This is a genomic window from Geodermatophilus sp. SYSU D00663, assembly GCF_054050655.1.
Genome location: NZ_JBJGZT010000048.1, coordinates 1 through 18535 on the forward strand (window position 1 = coordinate 1; position 18535 = coordinate 18535).

Sequence of the window (18535 nt, forward strand, 5' to 3'; positions counted from 1 at the left end):
GGCTGACCTCCTCGGCCGCGCCGGCCACGACGCCGGACTGCGCCGAGGTCTCCTCGGCCGAGGCCGAGATCTGCGCCGAGGACGCCGACAGCTCCTCGCTGGAGGCCGCGACCGCGTCCGCCGAGGCCACCACCGCGGCCATCACCGCGCGCAGCTCGTCCTGGGCGGCGTCGAGCGCGCGGGCCAGGTCACCGACCTCGTCGCCCTGCTCGATGCCGGTCCGCGCCGTGAGGTCACCGGCGGCCAGACGGGCCGCCACCACCTGCACCCGGCGCAGCGGCCGGACGACGGACCGCCCGACCAGCACCGCGCACAGCCCGGCGAGGACGAGCGCGGCCAGCCCCACGACGCTCAGCAGCACGGTGGCGCGGGTCTGCGCGGAGTCCTGCTCGGCGCGCAGCTGCGCGGCCCGCTCGGTCGCCGAGGCCTGCATGCGGTCGGCCAGGTCGAGCACGGCGCCGTAGCCCTCGCCGGCCTCGCCGCCGTTGATGCTCTCCAGCGCGGTGCGGTAGCCCTCGGTCGTGCCCGACGACAGCCACGTGACGACCTGGTCGTCCCACCGGAAGTAGTCGTCCCACGCCGGCCGCAGCCCGGCGAAGGCGGCGGCCTCCTCCTCGTTCATGGCGGAGGTGTCGACGTCGTCCAGCCAGGCGTAGACACCGTCCTTCGCCTCCAGCAGGCCGGAGCGGTTGTAGGCGTCGGGCGCCAGGGCGACCGCGGGGCCGAAGGTGACCGCGTCGGCGACCACCAGGCCCTGCCACCCGGTGACGTCGGCGATCTGGAAGCGGGCGGTCTCGGCCTCGGCCAGGACGGCGTCGGCGCGGCTGAGCTCCTCGGCGAGGTCGCGCTGCTCGGCGACGGCCGAGAGGCCGGTGCCGGCGCTGACGGCGACCAGGACGCCCACCACGCCGAAGGCGAGGGCGAGCCGGCGGCCGATCCGCAGGGACGAGAGCCAGGACAGGTGCACGGTGGTGCCTCTCAGGGTGTCAGTGGGTGAAGCGGCTGACGCTGGTGCGCAGGCCGGCGGCCATGCGGGACAGCTCGTCGACGGCGACCCGGGTCTGGGTCAGCGCCTGGGTGGTGGAGTCCGCCGCGGCCGAGACCCCGGTGATGTTGTCCGCGATCTGGCCGGAGCCCTGGGCGGCCTCCTGCACCGAGCGCGACATCTCGCTCGTGGTGGCGGTCTGCTCCTCGACGGCGGAGGCGATGGTGGTCTGCCGGTCGGAGATCTGGGCGACGATGTGGGAGATCTCGTCGATCGCCGCGACAGCGGCGCCGGTGTCCTTCTGGATCGCCTCGACGCGGCGGGCGATGTCCTCGGTCGCCTTCGCCGTCTCCTGCGCCAGCTCCTTGACCTCGTTGGCCACCACCGCGAAGCCCTTGCCGGCCTCCCCGGCCCGCGCCGCCTCGATGGTGGCGTTCAGCGCCAGCAGGTTGGTCTGCTCCGCGATGCTCGTGATGACCTTGACCACGTTGCCGATCTCGGCCGACGAGTCGCCCAGCTTGGCCACCGTCGCCGTCGTGGTCTCCGCCGCGGTCACCGCGCGGGCGGCCACCGCCGACGCCTCGGCGGCGTTGGTGGCGATCTCCCGGATGGAGGCGCCCATCTGCTCCGCGCCCGCGGCGACCGTCTGCACCGACCGCGACACCTCGTCCGCGGCCGCCGCGACCACCCCCGACTGCGCCGAGGTCTCCTCGGCCGAGGCCGATATCTGCGCCGAGGACGCCGACAGCTCCTCGCTGGAGGCCGCGACCGCGTCCGCGGAGGCGACGACCGAGGCCATGACGCCGCGCAGGCTCTCCATCGCCGCGTCGAGCGCACGACCGGTCTGGCCCAGTTCGTCACGCGAGCGCAGACCGCTGGTACGGGTCAGGTCGCCGTCGGCCAGTCCGGCGGCGACGTGCTGGACGCGCCGCAGCGGGCGGACGATCTGGCGGCCGATGACCAGCGCCAGCGCCAGGCCGAGGACAGCGCCGACCACCAGGATCACCAGGACCTGCGTCCGGGCGCTGTGGTACGACGCCGCGGCGTTCGCCTGGGTGCCCTGGACGGCGTCGGTCTGTGCGGCGCCCAGCGCGTCACCGGCCTCCACGACGACGCCGAACAGGCGGTCGCACTCGGCGAGGACGGGCGCCACGTCGACGGCGGGGTCCATCGCCCGGCTCGCGGGCAGGATCGTGCCGTCCCGGTAGGTGCGGTACTCCGCGACGGCCGCGAGGTAGCCGTCCAGCAGGCCCGGGTCCACCGCCTCCCGGCGCAGGGCCGCGACCGCGGTGTCGAAGACCTGGTCGAACCGGGTGATCTCCTGCTCGCGGCGCGGCTTGTCCGTCACCGGTCCGGCGAGGTGGAGCAGCACGCGCTGCCGCATGCTCCCCACGGCCTCCTGGGCCTCCGCCAGGTCCCTGAGCGGCACCGCGCCGTCGCTGTAGATGCTCTCCGCCGCGGCGTTCACCGTCCCGAGCTGCACGATGGCGAGGCCCCCGACGGCGCCGGCCACCAGCAGCAGTGCGGCGAGCAGGGACATGAGCTTGGTGTTGACGCGCAGGTCGGCGAACCAGCCGGCACGCGGGCGGGATGCGGCGTTCACGAGAGCCTCCTGGGCTTCCTGTGCACGCTGCGACGGGTGTGACGGGCGTGCAGCAGGAATGGTGGCGGCGGCCGGCACCCGCGCCGCGCTGCCGGGGACGCCCCGGGACGGATCGTTGCGGAGGAGGCGGTGACCGCCCGCCGCGCCGTCGCCGAGTCGACGGAGCCCGCCGGTGACCGGCCGGGCCCGGGGACGTCCGTGGAGGTCGGCGCGGGGGAGGGGCGCCGTGTCGACCCACAGCGGGCGGTGACCGCGCGACGGGGGAGCGGTCGTCCCGGGCCGGCGCGCGACGCGCCGCGCCGGGGGTCAGGCGAGCAGGTCGCCGAGCAGCCGGAGGACGGCGAGGGCGGCGGCCGGGTCGGCCACCCGCTGGGTCGCGGCCGTCTCGCCCTCGCCGACCTTGATGCCGACGTCGTCCGGCCCGAGGGAGCGGAAGACGTCCTCGTCGGTGCGGTCGTCGCCGAGGTAGACGACGGCGGCGGCGCCGATCTCCGTGCGCAGCCGGCGCACGGCGCTGCCCTTGTCGGCGTCGGTGACCGCGAGCTCGAGCACCGCCTTGCCCGGCTTCTTCGTCAGTGACGGATCCGCGACCGCGTCCGCGGACGCCAGCAGCGCGGTGGCCGCGGCGGGGTCGGTCACCTGCCGGACGTGGACGGCGACGCTGGCGGGCTTGACCTCCAGCCGCGCACCGGGGACCGCGGCCACCAGCGGCGCCAGCTGCCCGGCGAGGGCGTCCCGGCGGCCGGCCAGGTCGCCGGTGAGCGGGCCGTCGAACTCGGCGCCGTGGCTGCCCACCCAGCGGTAGGGGCCGGTGAAGCCGCTGACCGCGCGCAGGTCCTCGAGCCCGCGGCCGCTGACCAGCGCCACGGTCACGCCGTCGGCGGCGGCGACCCGGGCGAGGGCCTCGGCGGTGCCGGGGGAGGGGACCGCCGCGCCGGGGTCCCCGACCAGCGGGGCCAGCACGCCGTCGTAGTCGGAGGCGACCAGCAGCGGGCGGCGGGCGGCGACCGCCGCCAGCGCGGCCGCCGTCCCCTCCGGGACGCTCACGCCTGGGCGCGCAGGGCGTCGAAGAAGGACGACGCCCAGTGGTCGAGGTCGTGCTTGGCGAGGTACCGGCGCATGGCGCGCATCCGGCGGGCGCCCTCGTCGGGCTCGATCCGCAGCGCGCGCAGCAGCTGGTTCTTCACGCCGGCGATGTCGTGCGGGTTGACGAGGAACGCCTGCTTGAGCTCGGCGGCGGCGCCGGCGAACTCGGACAGGACGAGCGTGCCGCCGAGGTCGCCGCGGGCGGCGACGTACTCCTTGGCCACGAGGTTCATGCCGTCGCGGTAGGGCGTCACGAGCATGACGTCGGCCGCGCGGTAGAGGGCGGCGAGCTCCTCGCGGGGCATCGACTGGTTGAAGTAGTGCACCGCCGGCCCGCCGATGGAGCCGAAGACGCCGTTGATGTGGCCGACCTGCTGCTCGATCGTCTCCCGCATGTGCACGTAGTGCTCGACCCGCTCGCGGCTGGGCGTGGCCACCTGCACCATGACGGTCCCGGGCGCCTCGATCGCGCCGTCCTCGAGCAGCTCCTGGAAGGCGTTGAGCCGGACGCTGATGCCCTTGGTGTAGTCCAGCCGGTCGACACCCAGGATGATCTTGTCCGGCTCGCCGAGCTCGGCGCGGATCTCCGCGGCCCGCTTGACCACCTCCGGCGAGGAGGCCAGCTCGTCGAAGGCGGCGACGTCGATGGAGATGGGGAACGCCCGTGCGGTCACCGTGCGCCCGTCGTACTCGACCGTCGCGCCGCGGGTGGGCAGCTCGTGCAGCCGGCGGGCCAGCTGGACGAAGTTCGCCGCGGCGCTCGGCCGCTGGAAGCCGACCAGGTCCGCGCCCAGCAGCCCCTCGACGATCGCCGACCGCCACGGCAGCTGGGTGAACAGCTCGTAGGGCGGGAACGGGATGTGCAGGAAGAAGCCGATCGTGAGGTCGGGCCGGCGCTGCCGCAGCATCGCGGGCACCAGCTGCAGCTGGTAGTCGTGCACCCAGACGATCGCGTCCTCGGCGGCCACCTCCGCGGTCCGCTCGGCGAAGCGCTTGTTGACCTGCACGTAGGCGTCCCACCAGGTGCGGTGGTACTCCGGCTTCTCGACCACGTCGTGGTACAGCGGCCACAGCGAGGCGTTGGACATGCCCTCGTAGTAGCGGTCGACCTCCTCCTCCGAGAGCTCGACGGGGATCAGCGACATCCCGCCGGACTCGAAGGGCTCGGGCGCCTCACCGGCCGAGCCGGACCAGCCCACCCACGCGCCGCCGCGGCCGGCGACGAAGGGCTCGAGCGCGGTCACCAGGCCGCCGGGGCTGCGCTGCCAGCGCGTCGTCCCGTCGGGGTCGGTCACCTGGTCGACCGGCAGCCGGTTGGCCACCACGACGACGGGACTGTCCGCCCCCACGTCTCCCGCGCCTGTCCTGGCCATACGCCGTCGACCCTACTGAGACGCAGCGGCCACGTCACCCGCAGGGCCGGTCAGCGCGCCAGCAGGTACCCGGCGGCCGCGGCACCGAGGCCGAGCACCAGCGTCGCCGCGAGGTAGGCCGCCGCCCGGCCGACGGCCCGCTCCTCGACCAGCCGGACGACGTCGGCGCCGAAGCCGGAGAAGGTGGTCAGCGTCCCGCAGAAGCCCGTGCCGACCAGCGCGACCACCGCCGGGGGCGTGTCACCGAGGCCCAGCAGCACGCCGAGCACGGCCGAGCCCGCGACGTTGACCGCCAGCGTGCCGACCGCGGGGTCCCGGCCCGCCCGCCCCGCGAGGCGGACCGCCAGCAGCCGCAGCGGCGCGCCGACCAGCGCGCCGGCCGCGACCAGCAGCGGGGTCACGGCGTCCGCCGCCGGACCGCGAGCAGGCCGGCGGCCGTGGCCAGCACCCCGCCGAGGACCGAGGCGAGCACGTAGCCCGCGGCGAGGAGGACCCGGCCGGCGTCGGTCAGCTCGACGACCTCGACGGCGAACGCGGAGTACGTCGTGTACCCGCCGAGCACGCCGACGGCGAGGAACGGGCGCACCCACGCCGGCTCCGGGCCCGCGGTGAGCAGGCCGAGGAGGAAGCCCATCAGCAGGCAGCCGGTGAGGTTGACCAGCAGCGTCGCCCAGGGCCAGCCGGCGCCGGGGGAGGGGAGCGCCTCGGCGACGCCCCACCGCGCCAGCGCCCCCAGCGCCCCGCCGGCCGCCGCCAGCGCACAGGCCGCCGTCGGGGCCCTCACCGCCGGCGGGTCTCGGGGAACAGCAGGTCGACGAAGCGCGCCGCGGTGGGCTGCGGCTCGTGGTTGGCCAGCCCCGGGCGCTCGTTGGCCTCGACGAACACCGCGTCGGGGCCCTCGACGTCGGGGACGAGGAAGTCGACACCGGTCACGGGGATGCCGATCGCCCGGCTGGCCCGCACCGCCGCCTGGCCGATCGCCGGGTGCAGCCGGTCGGTGACGTCCTCGATGGTGCCGCCGGTGTGCAGGTTCGCCGTCCGCCGCACGCGCAGCCGCTGCCCGTTGGCGAGGACGTCGTCCATCGCGTACCCGGCCGCGCGGACGACGTCGGTGGTGACGTCGTCGAGCGGGATCCGCGACTCGCCGCCGGTGGCCCGCTCCCGCCGCCGGCTGGTCTCGCGCACCAGCTGGGCCACGGTGCTGCGGCCGTCGCCGACGACCTCCGCGGGCTTGCGCACCGCCGCGGCGACCACCTCGTGGTCGATGACGACGACGCGCACGTCCTCGCCCTCGACGAGCTCCTCGACCAGCACGTCCGGGCAGTACAGCCGCGCGGCGTCGACGGCCCGAGCGAGCTCCTCCTCGCTGGTCACGCCCACCGTGATGCCCTTGCCCTGCTCGCCGCGGGCGGGCTTGACCACCAGCTCCCCGCGCTCGGCCAGCAGCTCGCGGGCGGGGCCGAGGTCGTCACCGGGCACGGTGACACCGCGGGGCACGCGCACCCCGGCGGCCTCGACGATGCGCCGGGTGACCCGCTTGTCGTCGCAGCGGCTCATGGCGACGGCGGTGGTGAACTCCGACAGCGACTCGCGGGTCAGCACCCGGCGGCCACCGAGGGACAGCTGCATCTCGCCGAACTCGGCGTCGGTCACCTCGACGCGGATCCCGCGCCGCAGCGCCTCGTCGGCGATGATCCGCGCGTAGGGGTTCAGCCGGGTCAGCCCCGGCGGGCGGGCCGCGAACAGCGGCGTGTTGATCGGGTTCTTCCGCTTGACGCACACCGCGGGCGCGCGCACGAAGCCGAGCTTGCGGTAGAGCGCGATCGCGCCCTTGTTGTCGTGCATCACCGAGAGGTCGACGTAGGAGCGGCCGCGGCCGACGTACCGCTCGGCCAGCACCCGCACCAGCGCCTCGCCGGTGCCGGGCGGCGCGCTCTGCCCGTCGACGGCGAGGCACCACAGGCTGGTGCCGCCCTCCGGGTCACCGAAGGCCAGCACGTGGTCGACGCCGGTGACCGTGCCGACGACGCGGGAGGTCCGGGTGTCCTCGGCGACGAGGTAGGTGAAGGCGCGGGTGCGGTGGTTGGCCCACATGGTCTCGGGGTCGCCGGTCACCATGCCGTTGCGGGCGTAGATCTCGTTGATCGCCACCATGTCCTCCAGCGAGGTCACCGTGCGCACGAAGACGCCGCGGATGAGCTCGGGGCGGGGCCGGTAGCGGTAGAGGTCCAGCCGGTAGGTGTAGCTGGGGTCGATGAACAGCTCGTCGGGCGCGAGGCCGACGAGGACGTGCGGGTCGCGGGCGTAGATGCAGATGTCGCGCTGCCCGGTCTCCTCGGCCCGCAGCGCGGCGAGGATGTCGCGCATCTCGGTGAAGGTCTGGCCGAAGACCAGGCGCCCCCACGCCAGGTCCAGCACGACGTCGGCGGCCATGCCCTCCAGCTGGTGCTCGGAGGGCCGCATCCAGTTGCGTCCGGTGAGGTCGGGGGTGCCGGCCACCGCCGTGCGGCGGCGGTGCCCGGCGAGCCGGGGTGCCACGGTGCGCCTCCTCAGACCCCGTGGTTCTGCAGCCACAGCTCCAGCAGGCCCAGCTGCCACAGCTTGTTGCCGCGCAGCGGCGTGAGCTCGCCGTTGGGGTCCTCGAGCAGCCGGGACACGTACTCCGGGCGGAACAGCGCCCGCTCCCGCGCCGCCTCGCTGGACAGCGCGTCCTTCACCAGGCCGAGCACCTTGCCCTCGAGGTGGGTGATCGCCGGCACCGGGAAGTAGCCCTTGGGCCGGTCGATGACCTCCGGCGGGATGATCCGGCGGCCGATCGCCTTGAGCACGCCCTTGCCGCCGTCGGCGAGCTTGAGCTCCGGCGGGCACTGGGCCGCGAGCTCCACCAGGTCGTGGTCGAGGAAGGGCACCCGGGCCTCCAGGCCCCACGCCATCGACATGTTGTCCACCCGCTTGACCGGGTCGTCGACGAGCATGACCTCGCTGTCCAACCGCAGGGCGGCGTCGACGGCGGTCTGCGCGCCGGGGCGGGACATGTGGTCGCGGACGAACTCCAGGCTCGGGTCGCCGTCGAGGGCGTAGCGCTCGCCGACGAGCGCGCGCATGTCCTCCGCGCCGCGGTCGAAGAACGCCTTCGCGTAGCGCTCGACGGCCTCCTCGCGGTCGACGTCGGCCAGCGGCGGGTACCAGTGGTAGCCGGCGAAGACCTCGTCGGCGCCCTGCCCGGACTGCACGACGCGGATCGACTGGCTGACCCGCTCGGACAGCAGGTCGAAGGCGACGACGTCGTGGCTGACCATCGGCTCGGCCATCGCGCCGATGGCGTGGCCGAGCGCGGCGGCGAGCTCGTCGGAGGACACCCGGATGCGGTGGTGGTTCGTGCCGAACCGCTCGGCGATGACGTCGGAGTAGCGGAACTCGTCGCCCGCGTGGCCGCCGACGGTCTCGAAGCCGATCGAGTAGGTGGCGAGGCCGGTCTGCCCCTCCTGGGCGAGCAGGCCCACGATCAGGCTGGAGTCCAGCCCGCCGGACAGCAGCACGCCGACGGGGATGTCGGAGACCAGGCGGCGGCGGACGGCGACCCGCAGCGCCTCCTCGATCGCGTCCTCCCAGTCGCGGTTCGACCAGCCGGAGTGCTCGGGGCGCCGCTCGTACGTGGGCTCCCAGTAGCGGTGCTCGCGGCTGGTGCCGTCGGCCTCGATGACGCGGACGGTGGCCGGCGGCAGCTTGCGGACGCCGTTGAGCAGGGTGCGCGGCGCGGGGACGACGGCGTGCCAGGTCAGGTAGTGGTGCAGCGCGACGGGGTCGATGGAGGTGTCGACGTCGCCGGCGCGCAGCAGGGCCGGCAGCGACGAGGCGAACCGGAGCCGGCCCGGCGTCTCGGCGAGGTACAGCGGCTTGATGCCCAGCCGGTCGCGGGCCATGACGACCCGGCCGGTGTCCCGCTCGTGGATGACGACGACGAACATGCCGTGCAGGTGGTCGACGAAGTCGAGGCCCCAGTGGTGGTAGCCCTTGAGCAGGACCTCGGTGTCGCTGGTGGAGAAGAAGCGGTAGCCGTGGCCCTCGAGCTCGGCGCGCAGCTCCTTGTAGTCGTAGATGCAGCCGTTGAAGACCGCCTCGAGGCCCAGCTCGCTGTCCACCATCGGCTGGGAGCCGCTGGGGGAGAGGTCGATGACCGACAGCCGCCGGTGGCCGAACGCCACCCGGCCGGCGCTCCACTGGCCCTGGCCGTCCGGCCCGCGGGGGACCAGCGCCTCGACCATCCGCGCCACCGCGGTGGTGTCGGCCAGGGAGCCGTCGAACCTGATCTCGCCGGAGAGGCCGCACATGGGTTCGATCCAACCCCAGGGTGCCGGGCCTCGCGACGTGGTGGGCCCAGTTCACAGGAAGGTCACACGGCCCGGTTCCACGTGGAACCGGGCCGTGCGACCTCCCGCTAGGCGGTCAGCGCGGCGACGGCGGCCGGGACGTCGACCAGGCCGGCGCCCTTGTCGTACGACGTCGTCCGGCTGCCGATCGTGGTGTAGGCGGCACCGTCGGGATAGCGGTACGCGGTCGAGGTGAGCGCCTCCTCGACCTCGGCCGGGGTCGCCGCCGGGTCGGCCTCGAACAGCTGGGCGACGATGCCCGCGACGTGCGGCGCGGCCATCGAGGTCCCGCTGATCGTGGTGAAGGTCCCCAGGTCGAGCAGGCCGGGACCGTTGCGCGGGTCGAGGCCGGTGGCGCAGACCGGCAGGTACGGCCGGCACGACGACGTGATGGCCTCGCCGGGCGCGGAGACGTCCGGCCAGGTGGAGGGGTCGGCCGCGGCGCCGCGCGAGGAGAACCCGCTGACCGCGCCGTCGCGGGTGCCGGTGTCCTGGTCGGAGTAGGACGCGACGCTGATGATCCCGCCGGTCGGGTCCTGGCCGGGCGGGTTGGTGAGCGACGTCGAGCCGTCGCCGCCGTCGTTGCCGGCCGCCCACACGGTGACGACGCCCTCGGCCGCCAGTGCGCGCTGCAGCTTGACCGTGGCGCTCTCCGGGTCGAACTCCCCGCCGCCGCTCGGGCCGTAGGAGTTGTTGGTGACCCGGATGGGCGGGCAGACGTCGGCGGGGACGTCCGCGCCGCACGGGTGCTCGTGGTTCTCCAGGACCCAGTTCAGCGCCGCGTCGGCGCCGACGATGAGCAGCGCCGCGCCGGTGGAGACGGACACGAGGCTCGCGCCGGGGGCCGCGCCCTGCAGCCGGCCGCCGTCGGGGAGCGCCGTCGGTCGGCCGGCCACGATCCCGCTGACGTGCGTGCCGTGCCCGCCGACCGACAGCGTGTCGGTGTCGACCGCGGTCGGCACCCGGACGACGCAGTCCGGCGTCGTCGCGGTCTCCAGCAGGCACAGGCTCTTCAGGTTGGCCACGACGGCGCTGCCGCCGTCGGGGTCGCGCAGGTAGGGGTGGGTGGGGTCGACGCCGGAGTCGATGACGGCGACCGAGACGCCGCTGCCGTCGAGCGGGGAGCCGTCGGGGCCGGTGAGCGTCCGCACGGCCTGCGCGCCGCCCGTGGCGGTGTGGGAGGTCTCCTGGGCGAACTCGATCGGGGTGTTGCCCTCGAGGTAGGTGACGCCGGGCTCGCCGCGGGCGGCCCGGACCTGGGCGGCGGTGCCGCGGGCGACGACCACGCCGATCCGCTCGAACTCGGTGACGGTCCGCATCCCGCTGGCGGCGACGGCGGCCCGGGCGGCCTGCGCGTCCTCCCCGTGCACCAGGACGGTGGTGGGGACGGCGGCGGCCAGGCCGGCGAGCTGGTCGGCCAGGAAGTCCTGGACGGGGGCGAGCGGATCGGGGGCCGCCTGGGCGGGGGAGGCCAGCAGCGCGCCGGCGACCAGCGCGGCCAGGCTCCCTCCTCCGAGCGCGCGACGGGTCGACCGGGTCATGGGCTCTCCTCGTTGAGAACTGACGGGTGCCCTGCTCGAACGAGTCGCTGCGACGCCGGTCACGCCGTGGGGGCGACCGGGCGTGTCGCCGGCTTCCGGGCGTTGGGCAGGGTGGGGGCGTGTACGACGACCCGCCGGGCGAGGCGCCCTGGGCGATGCAGCTGGTGGCGCGCGTGGAGCGGGTCGACCCGCCGGGCCGGACGGCCGTCTGCGAGGCCGCGGCGGTCGCGGTCGTGCGGCTGCTCGCCGACGACCGGGCGCTGCCCGGCGGGGAGTGGGAGCCGCTGGTCCGCCGGTGGACCGACGGGGCGATCCGCAAGCACTGCCGGCGGGCGCGGGGGGTCGCGTGGGACCGGGTCTCGGGGCTCCCGGGGGTGACCGCCGCGGTCGCCGGGGCGGAGGTCCGCGCGCTGGTGCCGGGCCCGACCGACGCCATCCCCCCGGAGGTCGCGAAGCTGCAGCTGACCGGCAGCGAGCTCGACGACCCCGGCGCCCGGCCGGTGGTCGACCCGGAACCGGGCGGCCCGCTCGTCGTCTCCGTCTGCCCCGAGCCGTTCCTGCCGCTGGGCAAGGCGGCCGCGGCCAGCGGTCACGCCGCGCAGCTGTCGGCGGTGCGCATGCGCGACGGGCGGTTCGACGCCTGGGCGGCCGCCGGCTTCCCCGTGGTGGTCGAGCACCCCGACGCCGCGCGGTGGACGGCGCTGCGCCCGCGGGCGGACGTCGAGGTGGTCGACGCGGGGTTCACCGTGGTCGCCCCCGGGACGAGCACCGCCCTCGCCCGCTGGGCCTAGCGCGGCGCGCCCGCGCGTCCTCGCCGCGTGTCGACCTGGTGTCGTCTCCCGCGCACGGAGACGACAGCAGGTCGACACCGCGCGCTCAGCCGTAGTAGAGGGCGACCGGGCGGCCGTCGATCTCGCGGACGTCGACGGTGGTGTCGTAGACGGCCGCGAGCACCTCGGGACGCATGACGTCGCGCGCGGGGGCGTCCGCGACGACGGTGCCGTCCCGCATGGCCACGATGCGGTCGGCGTGAGCAGCCGCCGAGTTGACGTCGTGCAGCACGGTGACGACCCGCTTGCCGAGCTCGTCGGCCATCGTCCGGACCAGCCGCATGATCTCGGTCATGTGCCGCAGGTCGAGGTTGTTGAGCGGCTCGTCGAGCAGCACGTACTCGGTGTCCTGCGCGAGGACCATCGCGATGAAGGCCCGCTGGCGCTGACCGCCGGAGAGCTCGTCGAGGTACCGGTCCCGGTAGGGGTCGAGCTCCAGGTAGGCGATCGCCCGGTCGACGTGCTCGCGGTCGGCGACGGTGAGCCGGCCCCGGGAGTGCGGGAAGCGCCCGAACTCCACGAGGTCGGAGACGGTCAGGCGCGCGGCGACGTGGTTGTCCTGGCGCAGCACGGCCAGGCGCCGGGCCAGCTCCCGCGACGGCGTCGTCGCGACGTCCAGGCCGTCCACCGTGACCCGGCCGGCGTCCGGCCGGACCAGGCGGCCGACGAGGCCGAACAGCGTCGACTTGCCCGCGCCGTTGGGACCGATGAGCGCCGTCACCCCCTCGCCGCCGAAGCGGATCGTGACGTCGTCGACCACCGTCTGGCCGCCGTAGCGCTTGGTGACGCCCTCGAGCGCGATCACCGCGCCCCCTTCCGCAGGACGAGGTACAGGAAGAACAGACCGCCGGCGAAGTCGATGACCGTGGAGAGGGTGCCGCCGAAGCCGAGCACCCGCTCCAGGACCAGCTGACCGCCGAGCAGGCAGGCGACGCCGAGGAGCACCGCCGTGGGCACCGTCCACACGTGGCGGAACGAGCCGGCCCACGAGTAGGCGAGGTTGGCGACGATCAGGCCGAAGAACAGGATCGGCCCGACGAGCGCCGTCGACGCCGCGACCATCACCGAGACGACCAGGAACAGCGTCAGGACCACGCGCCGGTGGTCGACGCCCAGGCCCACCGCGGCCGGCTCGCCGAGGGTCAGCACGTCGAGGGTGCGCAGCAGTGGCACCACCACCGCGCAGCCGAGGACGACGAGGCCCGCGGTGAGCGCCAGCAGCGTCTCGTCGGGCCGGGTCAGGGAGGCGAAGAAGGCGTCGGAGAGCACCTGGAAGTCCAGCGGGTCGAGCATCCGCTGCATCCACTCGCTGAAGGCGCGGAAGAACGTGCCCAGCACGACGCCGACCAGCAGCATCAGGTGGATGGAGCGCCGCTTCCCGCCGAACAGCCAGGTGAACAGGACGACGCTGAACCCGACCATGACCGCCACCTGCACCGCCCACAGGACGAGCGGGTCCGCCGCCAGGAACGCCGCGGACCCGGCGGCGAAGACGACGACGGTCGAGACCAGCACGTAGAACGCGTCGAACCCCATGATCGACGGGGTGAGGACGCGGTTCTGGGTGATCGTGTGGAAGACGACCGTCGAGACCCCGACCGCCGCCGCGACGACGACGACCGCGGCCACGGTCAGGCCGCGCTTCTCCAGCGCGTAGGCCAGCGACCCCGGCACGTCGGTGAACAGGTAGAGCGCGGTCAGGACGACGACGACCGCGCCGAGCACGGCCAGGCGGGCGGCGGGCCCGGCCCGGCGCACGCGCACCGCCGCGCGGGGGCGGACCGTCGTCGGGGCGGGGTCAGTGAGCACGGCTCCCCCTCCGCAGCAGCAGCCAGAGGAACAGCACCGCGCCGACGATGCCGACGACGACCGACAGCGGGATCTCGTAGGGGAAGCGCAGGACCCGGGCGAGGACGTCGCAGGCGACGACGAACACGGCCCCGAGCGCGGCCACCCACGGGATCGCGCGGCGGACGTTGTCGCCGATCAGCAGGCTGACGACGTTCGGGACGACGAGGCCGAGGAACGGGACCAGCCCCGCGGTGACGAGCACCGCCGCGGTGATGACCGCGACGACGACCATCCCGACGGCCACCCACCGGCGGTGGTCCAGCCCCAGGTTGGTCGCGAACTCCTCGCCGAGGCCGATGACGCTGAACCGGTCGGCGGCCAGCCAGGCGACGACGACCATCACGCCGGCGATCCACACGAGCTCGTACCGGCCCTGCACGACGCCGGCGAAGCTGCCCTGCGCCCACTGCCCGAGGGACTGCAGCAGGTCCAGGCGGTAGGCCACGAACGTCGTCACCGCGCCGACGACGCCGCCGAGCACGATGCCGACCAGCGGGACGAGGACGAGCTGGCGGACCGGCACCGCCCGGACCACCCGCAGGAACACCCAGGTGCCGAGGAGGCCGAACACCGCGGCGACGGCCGTCTTGCCGACGACGGCCAGCCCCGGCAGGAACACCGTCGTCACGAGCATGCCGAGCGTGGCGAACTCGGTGACGCCGGTGGTGCTCGGCTCCACGAACTTGTTCCGCACGAGCATCTGCATGATCAGCCCGGCGATGCCCAGCGAGGCGCCGGCGAGGACCAGGGCCACGGTGCGCGGGATCCGGGTGGCTCCGAGCAGGAAGGCGGCGGTGCCGTCGGACCCGCCGGTGAGCACCGACACCGGGGAGACGTCGGAGACGCCGATGAACAGGCTCGCGACCGCGAGGACCGCGAGCAGCACGCCGACGAGCACCCCCACGCCGGTGCGCCGGGGGCGCGCCGGGGCGGGGGTGCTCGTCCGACCCGTGTCGAGTGCCGTCACGGCGGAGGTGCGGGACTCAGCCGGCGATCTGCAGGACGTCGTCGATCATGATCCGGGTGGTGTCGATGCCACCGAAGACGACGTACCAGGCGACCGGGTCGAGGTAGTGGATCTGGCCCTGCTGGGCGGCGGTCGTCTGCGCGACGACGTCGTTGTCGAGCACCGCCGCGGCCGCCTGCGCGCCCTCCTCGCCGGTGGCGGCGTCGCGGTCGACGACCCACAGGTGGTCGGGGTCCGTCTCGAGCAGGAACTCGAAGGAGACCGGCTCGCCGTGCGTGGCGGCCTGGATGTCGTCGACGACGGGCTGCACGCCGAACGCGTCGTAGATGAGACCGCCCCGGGCGCCCCGGGCGTCCGCGCCGTCGCCCGCCGGGGCCATCGCGCTGAGCTCGCCCCCGGCCACCATGAGGCCGAGGCCGGTGCCCGCGTCGGCGGTGGCGGCCCGCGCCTCCTCGATCCCCGCCTCCAGGTCGGCGACGGCGGCGGCCGCCTCGTCCTCCGCGCCGAGCACCTCGCCGAGGAAGGTGGCGTTGCGCTCGAGGGTCTCGGTGTAGCTGCCGCGCAGGCTCAGGTCGACGGTCGGCGCGATCTCGCTGAGGTCCTCGTACAGCGTCGAGGAGCGGCCGCCGATGACGATGAGGTCGGGCTGCTGCGACTCGATCTCGACCAGGTCGGCCTCGAACAGGGTGCCCGCGTCGAAGGCGTCGTCGGCCAGGTACCGCTGCAGGTAGTCGGGCACCGAGTCCAGCGGGGCGCCGGCGACCTCCCCGCCCAGGGCGCCGATGGTGTCGAGGCTGGCCATGTCGAAGACGACGATCCGCTCGGGGTCCACCGGGACCTCGACCGTCGTCTCCTCGTACTCCGGCTCCTGGTCCTCGGCGGCGGTGTTCCGGTCCCAGGTCCAGGTCACGGTCCCGGCGTCGGTCGAGGCCTCGGCCACCGGCCCGTCGGACGAGCACGCGCCGAGCGCGAGGACCGTGGCCAGGGACAGGGAGGCGGCCGCCAGCGGCCGGGTCGCGGTGCGCATCGTTCTCCTGCTCGAAGTAGGTCAGGCTGCCCTAACTGAGGACGGCCTAACCTGTCACAGCCCCCGGGGCAACGGAACGGCGGGGTCCCCTCACGGCCGGTTGCCCCCCTCCACCGGCGGGCAGGAGCGGCCCATGCAGACACGCACCCTCGGGTCCCTGTCCGTCCCCGCCATGGGGCTGGGCTGCATGGGGATGAGCGAGTTCTACGGCACCGGCGACCAGGCCGAGGCCGAGCGCACCATCCAGCGGGCCCTCGACCTCGGCGTCACCTTCCTCGACACCGCCGACATGTACGGCCCGTTCACCAACGAGCGGCTGGTCGGGAAGGCGATCGCCGGCCGCCGCGACGAGGTGGTGCTCGCGACCAAGTTCGGCAACGAGCGCGGCGAGGACGGCTCGTTCCGCGGGATCAACGGGAGGCCGGACTACGTGCGGCGGGCCTGCGACGCCTCGCTCGAGCGGCTCGGTGTCGACGTCGTCGACCTCTACTACCAGCACCGGGTGGACACCACCGTCCCGGTCGAGGACACCTGGGGCGCGCTGGCCGAGCTGGTCGAGGCGGGCAAGGTGCGCACCGTCGGCATCTCCGAGGCCGCGCCGGAGACCATCCGCCGCGCGCACGCCGTCCAGCCGGTGACCGCCGTGCAGACCGAGTACTCGCTGTGGAGCCGCGACCCCGAGGAGAACGGCGTCCTGGCCACCTGCGCCGAGCTCGGCATCGGGTTCGTCGCCTACTCGCCGATCGGCCGCGGCTTCCTCTCCGGGCAGATCCGCAGCGTCGACGACCTCGCGCCCGACGACTTCCGCCGGCACAACCCGCGGTTCCAGGGCGAGGCGTTCCAGCAGAACCTGCGCCTGGTCGACCGGGTGCGCGAGATCGCCGACGAGAAGGGCGTGACGGCGTCGCAGCTCGCGCTGGCGTGGGTGATGGCGCAGAGCGACCGCGGGGGCAACCCGGGCGTGGTGCCGATCCCCGGCACCAAGCGGGTGCGCTACCTCGAGGAGAACGCCGCGGCCGCCGACGTCGAGCTGTCCGACGACGACCTGCGCCGGCTCGACGAGGCCGCCCCGGTCGGCGCCGCGGTCGGCGACCGCTACCCGGACATGTCCGGCGTCCACCGCTGACGGAGAACCTCGCTGCCCCCACCCCTCGCGCGCTCGCGCCGGGCCCCTGCGGGGAGGCCGGACCACGCGGCCGTCCGGGGCGTGACGGCGCCCAGCACCTCGGCGACGTGGGCGCGGGCGGCGGCGGCCAGCCGGGCGCCGGCGTCGGCCCACGCGTCGCGGACCTCGCGCGCCGGCCAGGCCTCCGGCTGCAGCGCCGGGGGCAGCAGCGGGTCGCCGGTGAGCACCGCCCGCACGTCCGCCCGCAGCCGCAGGTGGCGGCCGAGCGCGGCCGGGCCCTGGGGCACCGCGTCCGCGACCGCGCGCAGCCGGTCGAGCACCCGGGTCCAGGCGGCGGCGAGCCGGGGGAGGTCCCAGCAGCGGGTGGCCAGGTCGGCGTCGGACAGCCGCGGGTCGGCCACGCGCGCGGTGAGCAGGTCCAGCCGGGAGGTGCGCTCGCCGGCCAGCTCGGCGCGCACCTCCTCCAGCGCGGCGGCGTGCGGCGACACCCACGTGGCCGGCGCCAGCGGGCCGAAGCCGGCGCGGGCCAGGCCGCGCCGCACCCGCTCGCGGGCCGCGCGGTCGGTCTCCGGCACGCCGTAGACGACCATCCGCCACTCCCCGTCCCACGGGCCCAGCCGCGACCGGACCCGGTCGCAGCGGGTGGTGACCGCCGCGCGCAGCGCCGCGGTCGGGGCGAGCAGCGTCTCCCGCCCGCGCCGGGACGCGGTCAGCCACCCGGCGCGGCGCAGCGCCGACGCGGCGGCCCGGGTGCTCGGCTTGGCCACCCCGCACGCCGCGAGGAGGCCGACCAGGGCCTGCAGCGGCACCGGGTCGCCCGTGACGGCGTCCAGGTGCTCGGCGCACAGGTCCACCACCAGGTCGCGGACGGTCATGGCCCGTGCCTACCCCGCGCCCGCTCCCGGCTCCCCCGGAGGGCGCGCGATCATGGGAGGCGATGAACGCCCTCCTCGTCTGGTCGGCCACGGCGGTGGCCCTGCTCGTCGCCCTCGCCGGCCTGGCGTCCACCCTCGCCCGCCGGCGGATCGGCCTGCTGCACCTGGCCGGCGCCGCGGTGCTCGAGGTGCTGCTCGTCGTCCAGGCGGTGGTGGCAGCGGTGGCGCTGGCGGACGGGCAGCGGCCCCCGGAGACGGCGACCTTCGTGGGCTACCTGGCCGGCGTCGTCCTGCTGCCGGTGGCCGGGGTGCTGTGGTCGCGCACCGAGCCCAGCCGCTGGGCGGGGACGGTGCTGGCCGTGGCGTCGCTGGTGACCGCCGTCATGGTCTGGCGGCTGGTGCAGCTCTGGGAGGCCCCCGGTGCCTGAGCGGGACGCGCGGGGCACCGCGCCGGGCGGGACCGCCGCCGGGCCGGGCCGGGTGCTGGTGGCCGTCTACGCCGTCTTCGCGCTGGCAGCCGGCGCGCGGGCCGGCGTGCAGCTGGCCACCCGCTTCGACGAGGCGCCGGTGGCCTACCTGCTGTCGGCCCTGGCCGCGGTGGTCTACCTGGTCGCCACCGTCGGGCTGGCCCGCGGCGGGCGGGCGGGACGGCGGACCGCCGTCGTCGCGTGCTCGGTGGAGCTGGCCGGCGTGCTGGTGGTGGGTGTGCTGTCGCTGGTGGACCCGGCGGCCTTCCCCGACGAGACGGTGTGGTCGGCGTTCGGCCGCGGCTACGGGTTCGTGCCGCTGGTGCTGCCGGTGCTCGGCCTGCTGTGGCTGCGCCACCAGGCCGACGTGGCGGCGGGGGAGGTGGCGGCGGGGGAGGAGGCGGCCGGGACCGTCCCCGGGGACGGTCCCGGCC

General features: G+C 75.2%; 18 protein-coding genes. 4 read left to right on the plus strand and 14 right to left on the minus strand.

Annotated features, from left to right (window positions below):
• The 9 genes from ACI79Z_RS22530 to ACI79Z_RS22570 all read right to left on the minus strand — a co-directional run.
• The coding region (locus ACI79Z_RS22530; RefSeq protein ID WP_456904162.1) for a HAMP domain-containing protein at positions 1 to 967 on the minus strand (967 nt) is incomplete at its 3' end.
• Between the two features lie 19 nt (positions 968 to 986).
• Positions 987 to 2588 carry a methyl-accepting chemotaxis protein gene (locus ACI79Z_RS22535; RefSeq protein WP_456904164.1) on the minus strand — a complete coding sequence of 534 codons (1602 nt, stop codon included), beginning with the start codon at positions 2586 to 2588 and terminating at the stop codon, positions 987 to 989.
• Positions 2589 to 2894: 306 nt separating this feature from the next.
• Complete coding sequence (otsB, locus tag ACI79Z_RS22540) at positions 2895 to 3635, minus strand: trehalose-phosphatase (protein WP_387988567.1); 741 nt, start codon at positions 3633 to 3635, stop codon at positions 2895 to 2897.
• The gene (locus ACI79Z_RS22545; RefSeq protein WP_387988568.1) at positions 3632 to 5023 is read right to left on the minus strand and encodes an alpha,alpha-trehalose-phosphate synthase (UDP-forming); all 1392 of its coding nucleotides are present in this window, start codon (positions 5021 to 5023) and stop codon (positions 3632 to 3634) included. The genes otsB and ACI79Z_RS22545 overlap by 4 nt, the downstream gene beginning before the upstream one ends.
• A gap of 74 nt (positions 5024 to 5097) precedes the next feature.
• Positions 5098 to 5448, minus strand: coding sequence for a fluoride efflux transporter FluC (locus ACI79Z_RS22550; RefSeq protein WP_387988569.1), 351 nt, complete (start codon positions 5446 to 5448; stop codon positions 5098 to 5100).
• Complete coding sequence (locus ACI79Z_RS22555) at positions 5445 to 5831, minus strand: fluoride efflux transporter FluC (RefSeq protein ID WP_456904167.1); 387 nt, start codon at positions 5829 to 5831, stop codon at positions 5445 to 5447. Before ACI79Z_RS22555 ends, ACI79Z_RS22550 begins: the two co-directional genes overlap by 4 nt.
• Positions 5828 to 7585 (minus strand): N-acetylglutaminylglutamine synthetase, encoded by a 1758-nt coding sequence (gene ngg / locus ACI79Z_RS22560; protein ID WP_456904169.1) that lies wholly within the window; start codon positions 7583 to 7585, stop codon positions 5828 to 5830. Before ngg ends, ACI79Z_RS22555 begins: the two co-directional genes overlap by 4 nt.
• Before the next feature lie 11 nt (positions 7586 to 7596).
• Positions 7597 to 9378 carry an N-acetylglutaminylglutamine amidotransferase gene (locus tag ACI79Z_RS22565; protein ID WP_387988572.1) on the minus strand — a complete coding sequence of 594 codons (1782 nt, stop codon included), beginning with the start codon at positions 9376 to 9378 and terminating at the stop codon, positions 7597 to 7599.
• 107 nt (positions 9379 to 9485) lie between these two features.
• Positions 9486 to 10958, minus strand: a complete 1473-nt coding sequence (locus tag ACI79Z_RS22570) for a S8 family serine peptidase (protein WP_456904172.1) — start codon at positions 10956 to 10958, stop codon at positions 9486 to 9488.
• Positions 10959 to 11077: 119 nt separating this feature from the next.
• Here ACI79Z_RS22570 and ACI79Z_RS22575 point away from each other — a divergent pair, with 119 nt between their 5' ends.
• Positions 11078 to 11749: a hypothetical protein gene (locus ACI79Z_RS22575; protein WP_456904174.1), complete on the plus strand. Its 672-nt coding sequence runs from the start codon at positions 11078 to 11080 to the stop codon at positions 11747 to 11749.
• An 85-nt stretch (positions 11750 to 11834) separates the two neighbouring features.
• On the opposite strand, the gene ACI79Z_RS22580 is transcribed toward ACI79Z_RS22575, so the two are convergent.
• The 4 genes from ACI79Z_RS22580 to ACI79Z_RS22595 form a co-directional block, all read right to left on the minus strand.
• A complete protein-coding gene (locus tag ACI79Z_RS22580; protein ID WP_387988575.1) occupies positions 11835 to 12593 on the minus strand; it encodes an iron ABC transporter ATP-binding protein in 759 nt (252 codons plus the stop codon).
• Positions 12590 to 13597 (minus strand): iron chelate uptake ABC transporter family permease subunit, encoded by a 1008-nt coding sequence (locus tag ACI79Z_RS22585; protein ID WP_387988576.1) that lies wholly within the window; start codon positions 13595 to 13597, stop codon positions 12590 to 12592. Before ACI79Z_RS22585 ends, ACI79Z_RS22580 begins: the two co-directional genes overlap by 4 nt.
• Positions 13587 to 14543: an ABC transporter permease gene (locus ACI79Z_RS22590; protein ID WP_387988577.1), complete on the minus strand. Its 957-nt coding sequence runs from the start codon at positions 14541 to 14543 to the stop codon at positions 13587 to 13589. The genes ACI79Z_RS22585 and ACI79Z_RS22590 overlap by 11 nt, the downstream gene beginning before the upstream one ends.
• 79 nt (positions 14544 to 14622) lie before the next feature.
• A complete protein-coding gene (locus ACI79Z_RS22595) occupies positions 14623 to 15633 on the minus strand; it encodes a siderophore ABC transporter substrate-binding protein (protein WP_456904176.1) in 1011 nt (336 codons plus the stop codon).
• 133 nt (positions 15634 to 15766) lie between these two features.
• Here ACI79Z_RS22595 and ACI79Z_RS22600 point away from each other — a divergent pair, with 133 nt between their 5' ends.
• Complete coding sequence (locus tag ACI79Z_RS22600) at positions 15767 to 16759, plus strand: aldo/keto reductase (RefSeq protein ID WP_456904178.1); 993 nt, start codon at positions 15767 to 15769, stop codon at positions 16757 to 16759.
• Here the strand turns inward: ACI79Z_RS22600 and ACI79Z_RS22605 are convergent.
• Positions 16729 to 17634: a PaaX family transcriptional regulator C-terminal domain-containing protein gene (locus ACI79Z_RS22605; RefSeq protein ID WP_456904180.1), complete on the minus strand. Its 906-nt coding sequence runs from the start codon at positions 17632 to 17634 to the stop codon at positions 16729 to 16731. The two genes, ACI79Z_RS22600 and ACI79Z_RS22605, sit on opposite strands and share 31 nt — an antisense overlap.
• 62 nt (positions 17635 to 17696) lie before the next feature.
• On the opposite strand from ACI79Z_RS22605, the gene ACI79Z_RS22610 reads away from it, so the two are divergent.
• Positions 17697 to 18062 (plus strand): hypothetical protein, encoded by a 366-nt coding sequence (locus ACI79Z_RS22610; protein ID WP_387988581.1) that lies wholly within the window; start codon positions 17697 to 17699, stop codon positions 18060 to 18062.
• The coding region (locus ACI79Z_RS22615; RefSeq protein WP_456904182.1) for a hypothetical protein at positions 18055 to 18535 on the plus strand (481 nt) is incomplete at its 3' end. The genes ACI79Z_RS22610 and ACI79Z_RS22615, both read left to right, overlap by 8 nt.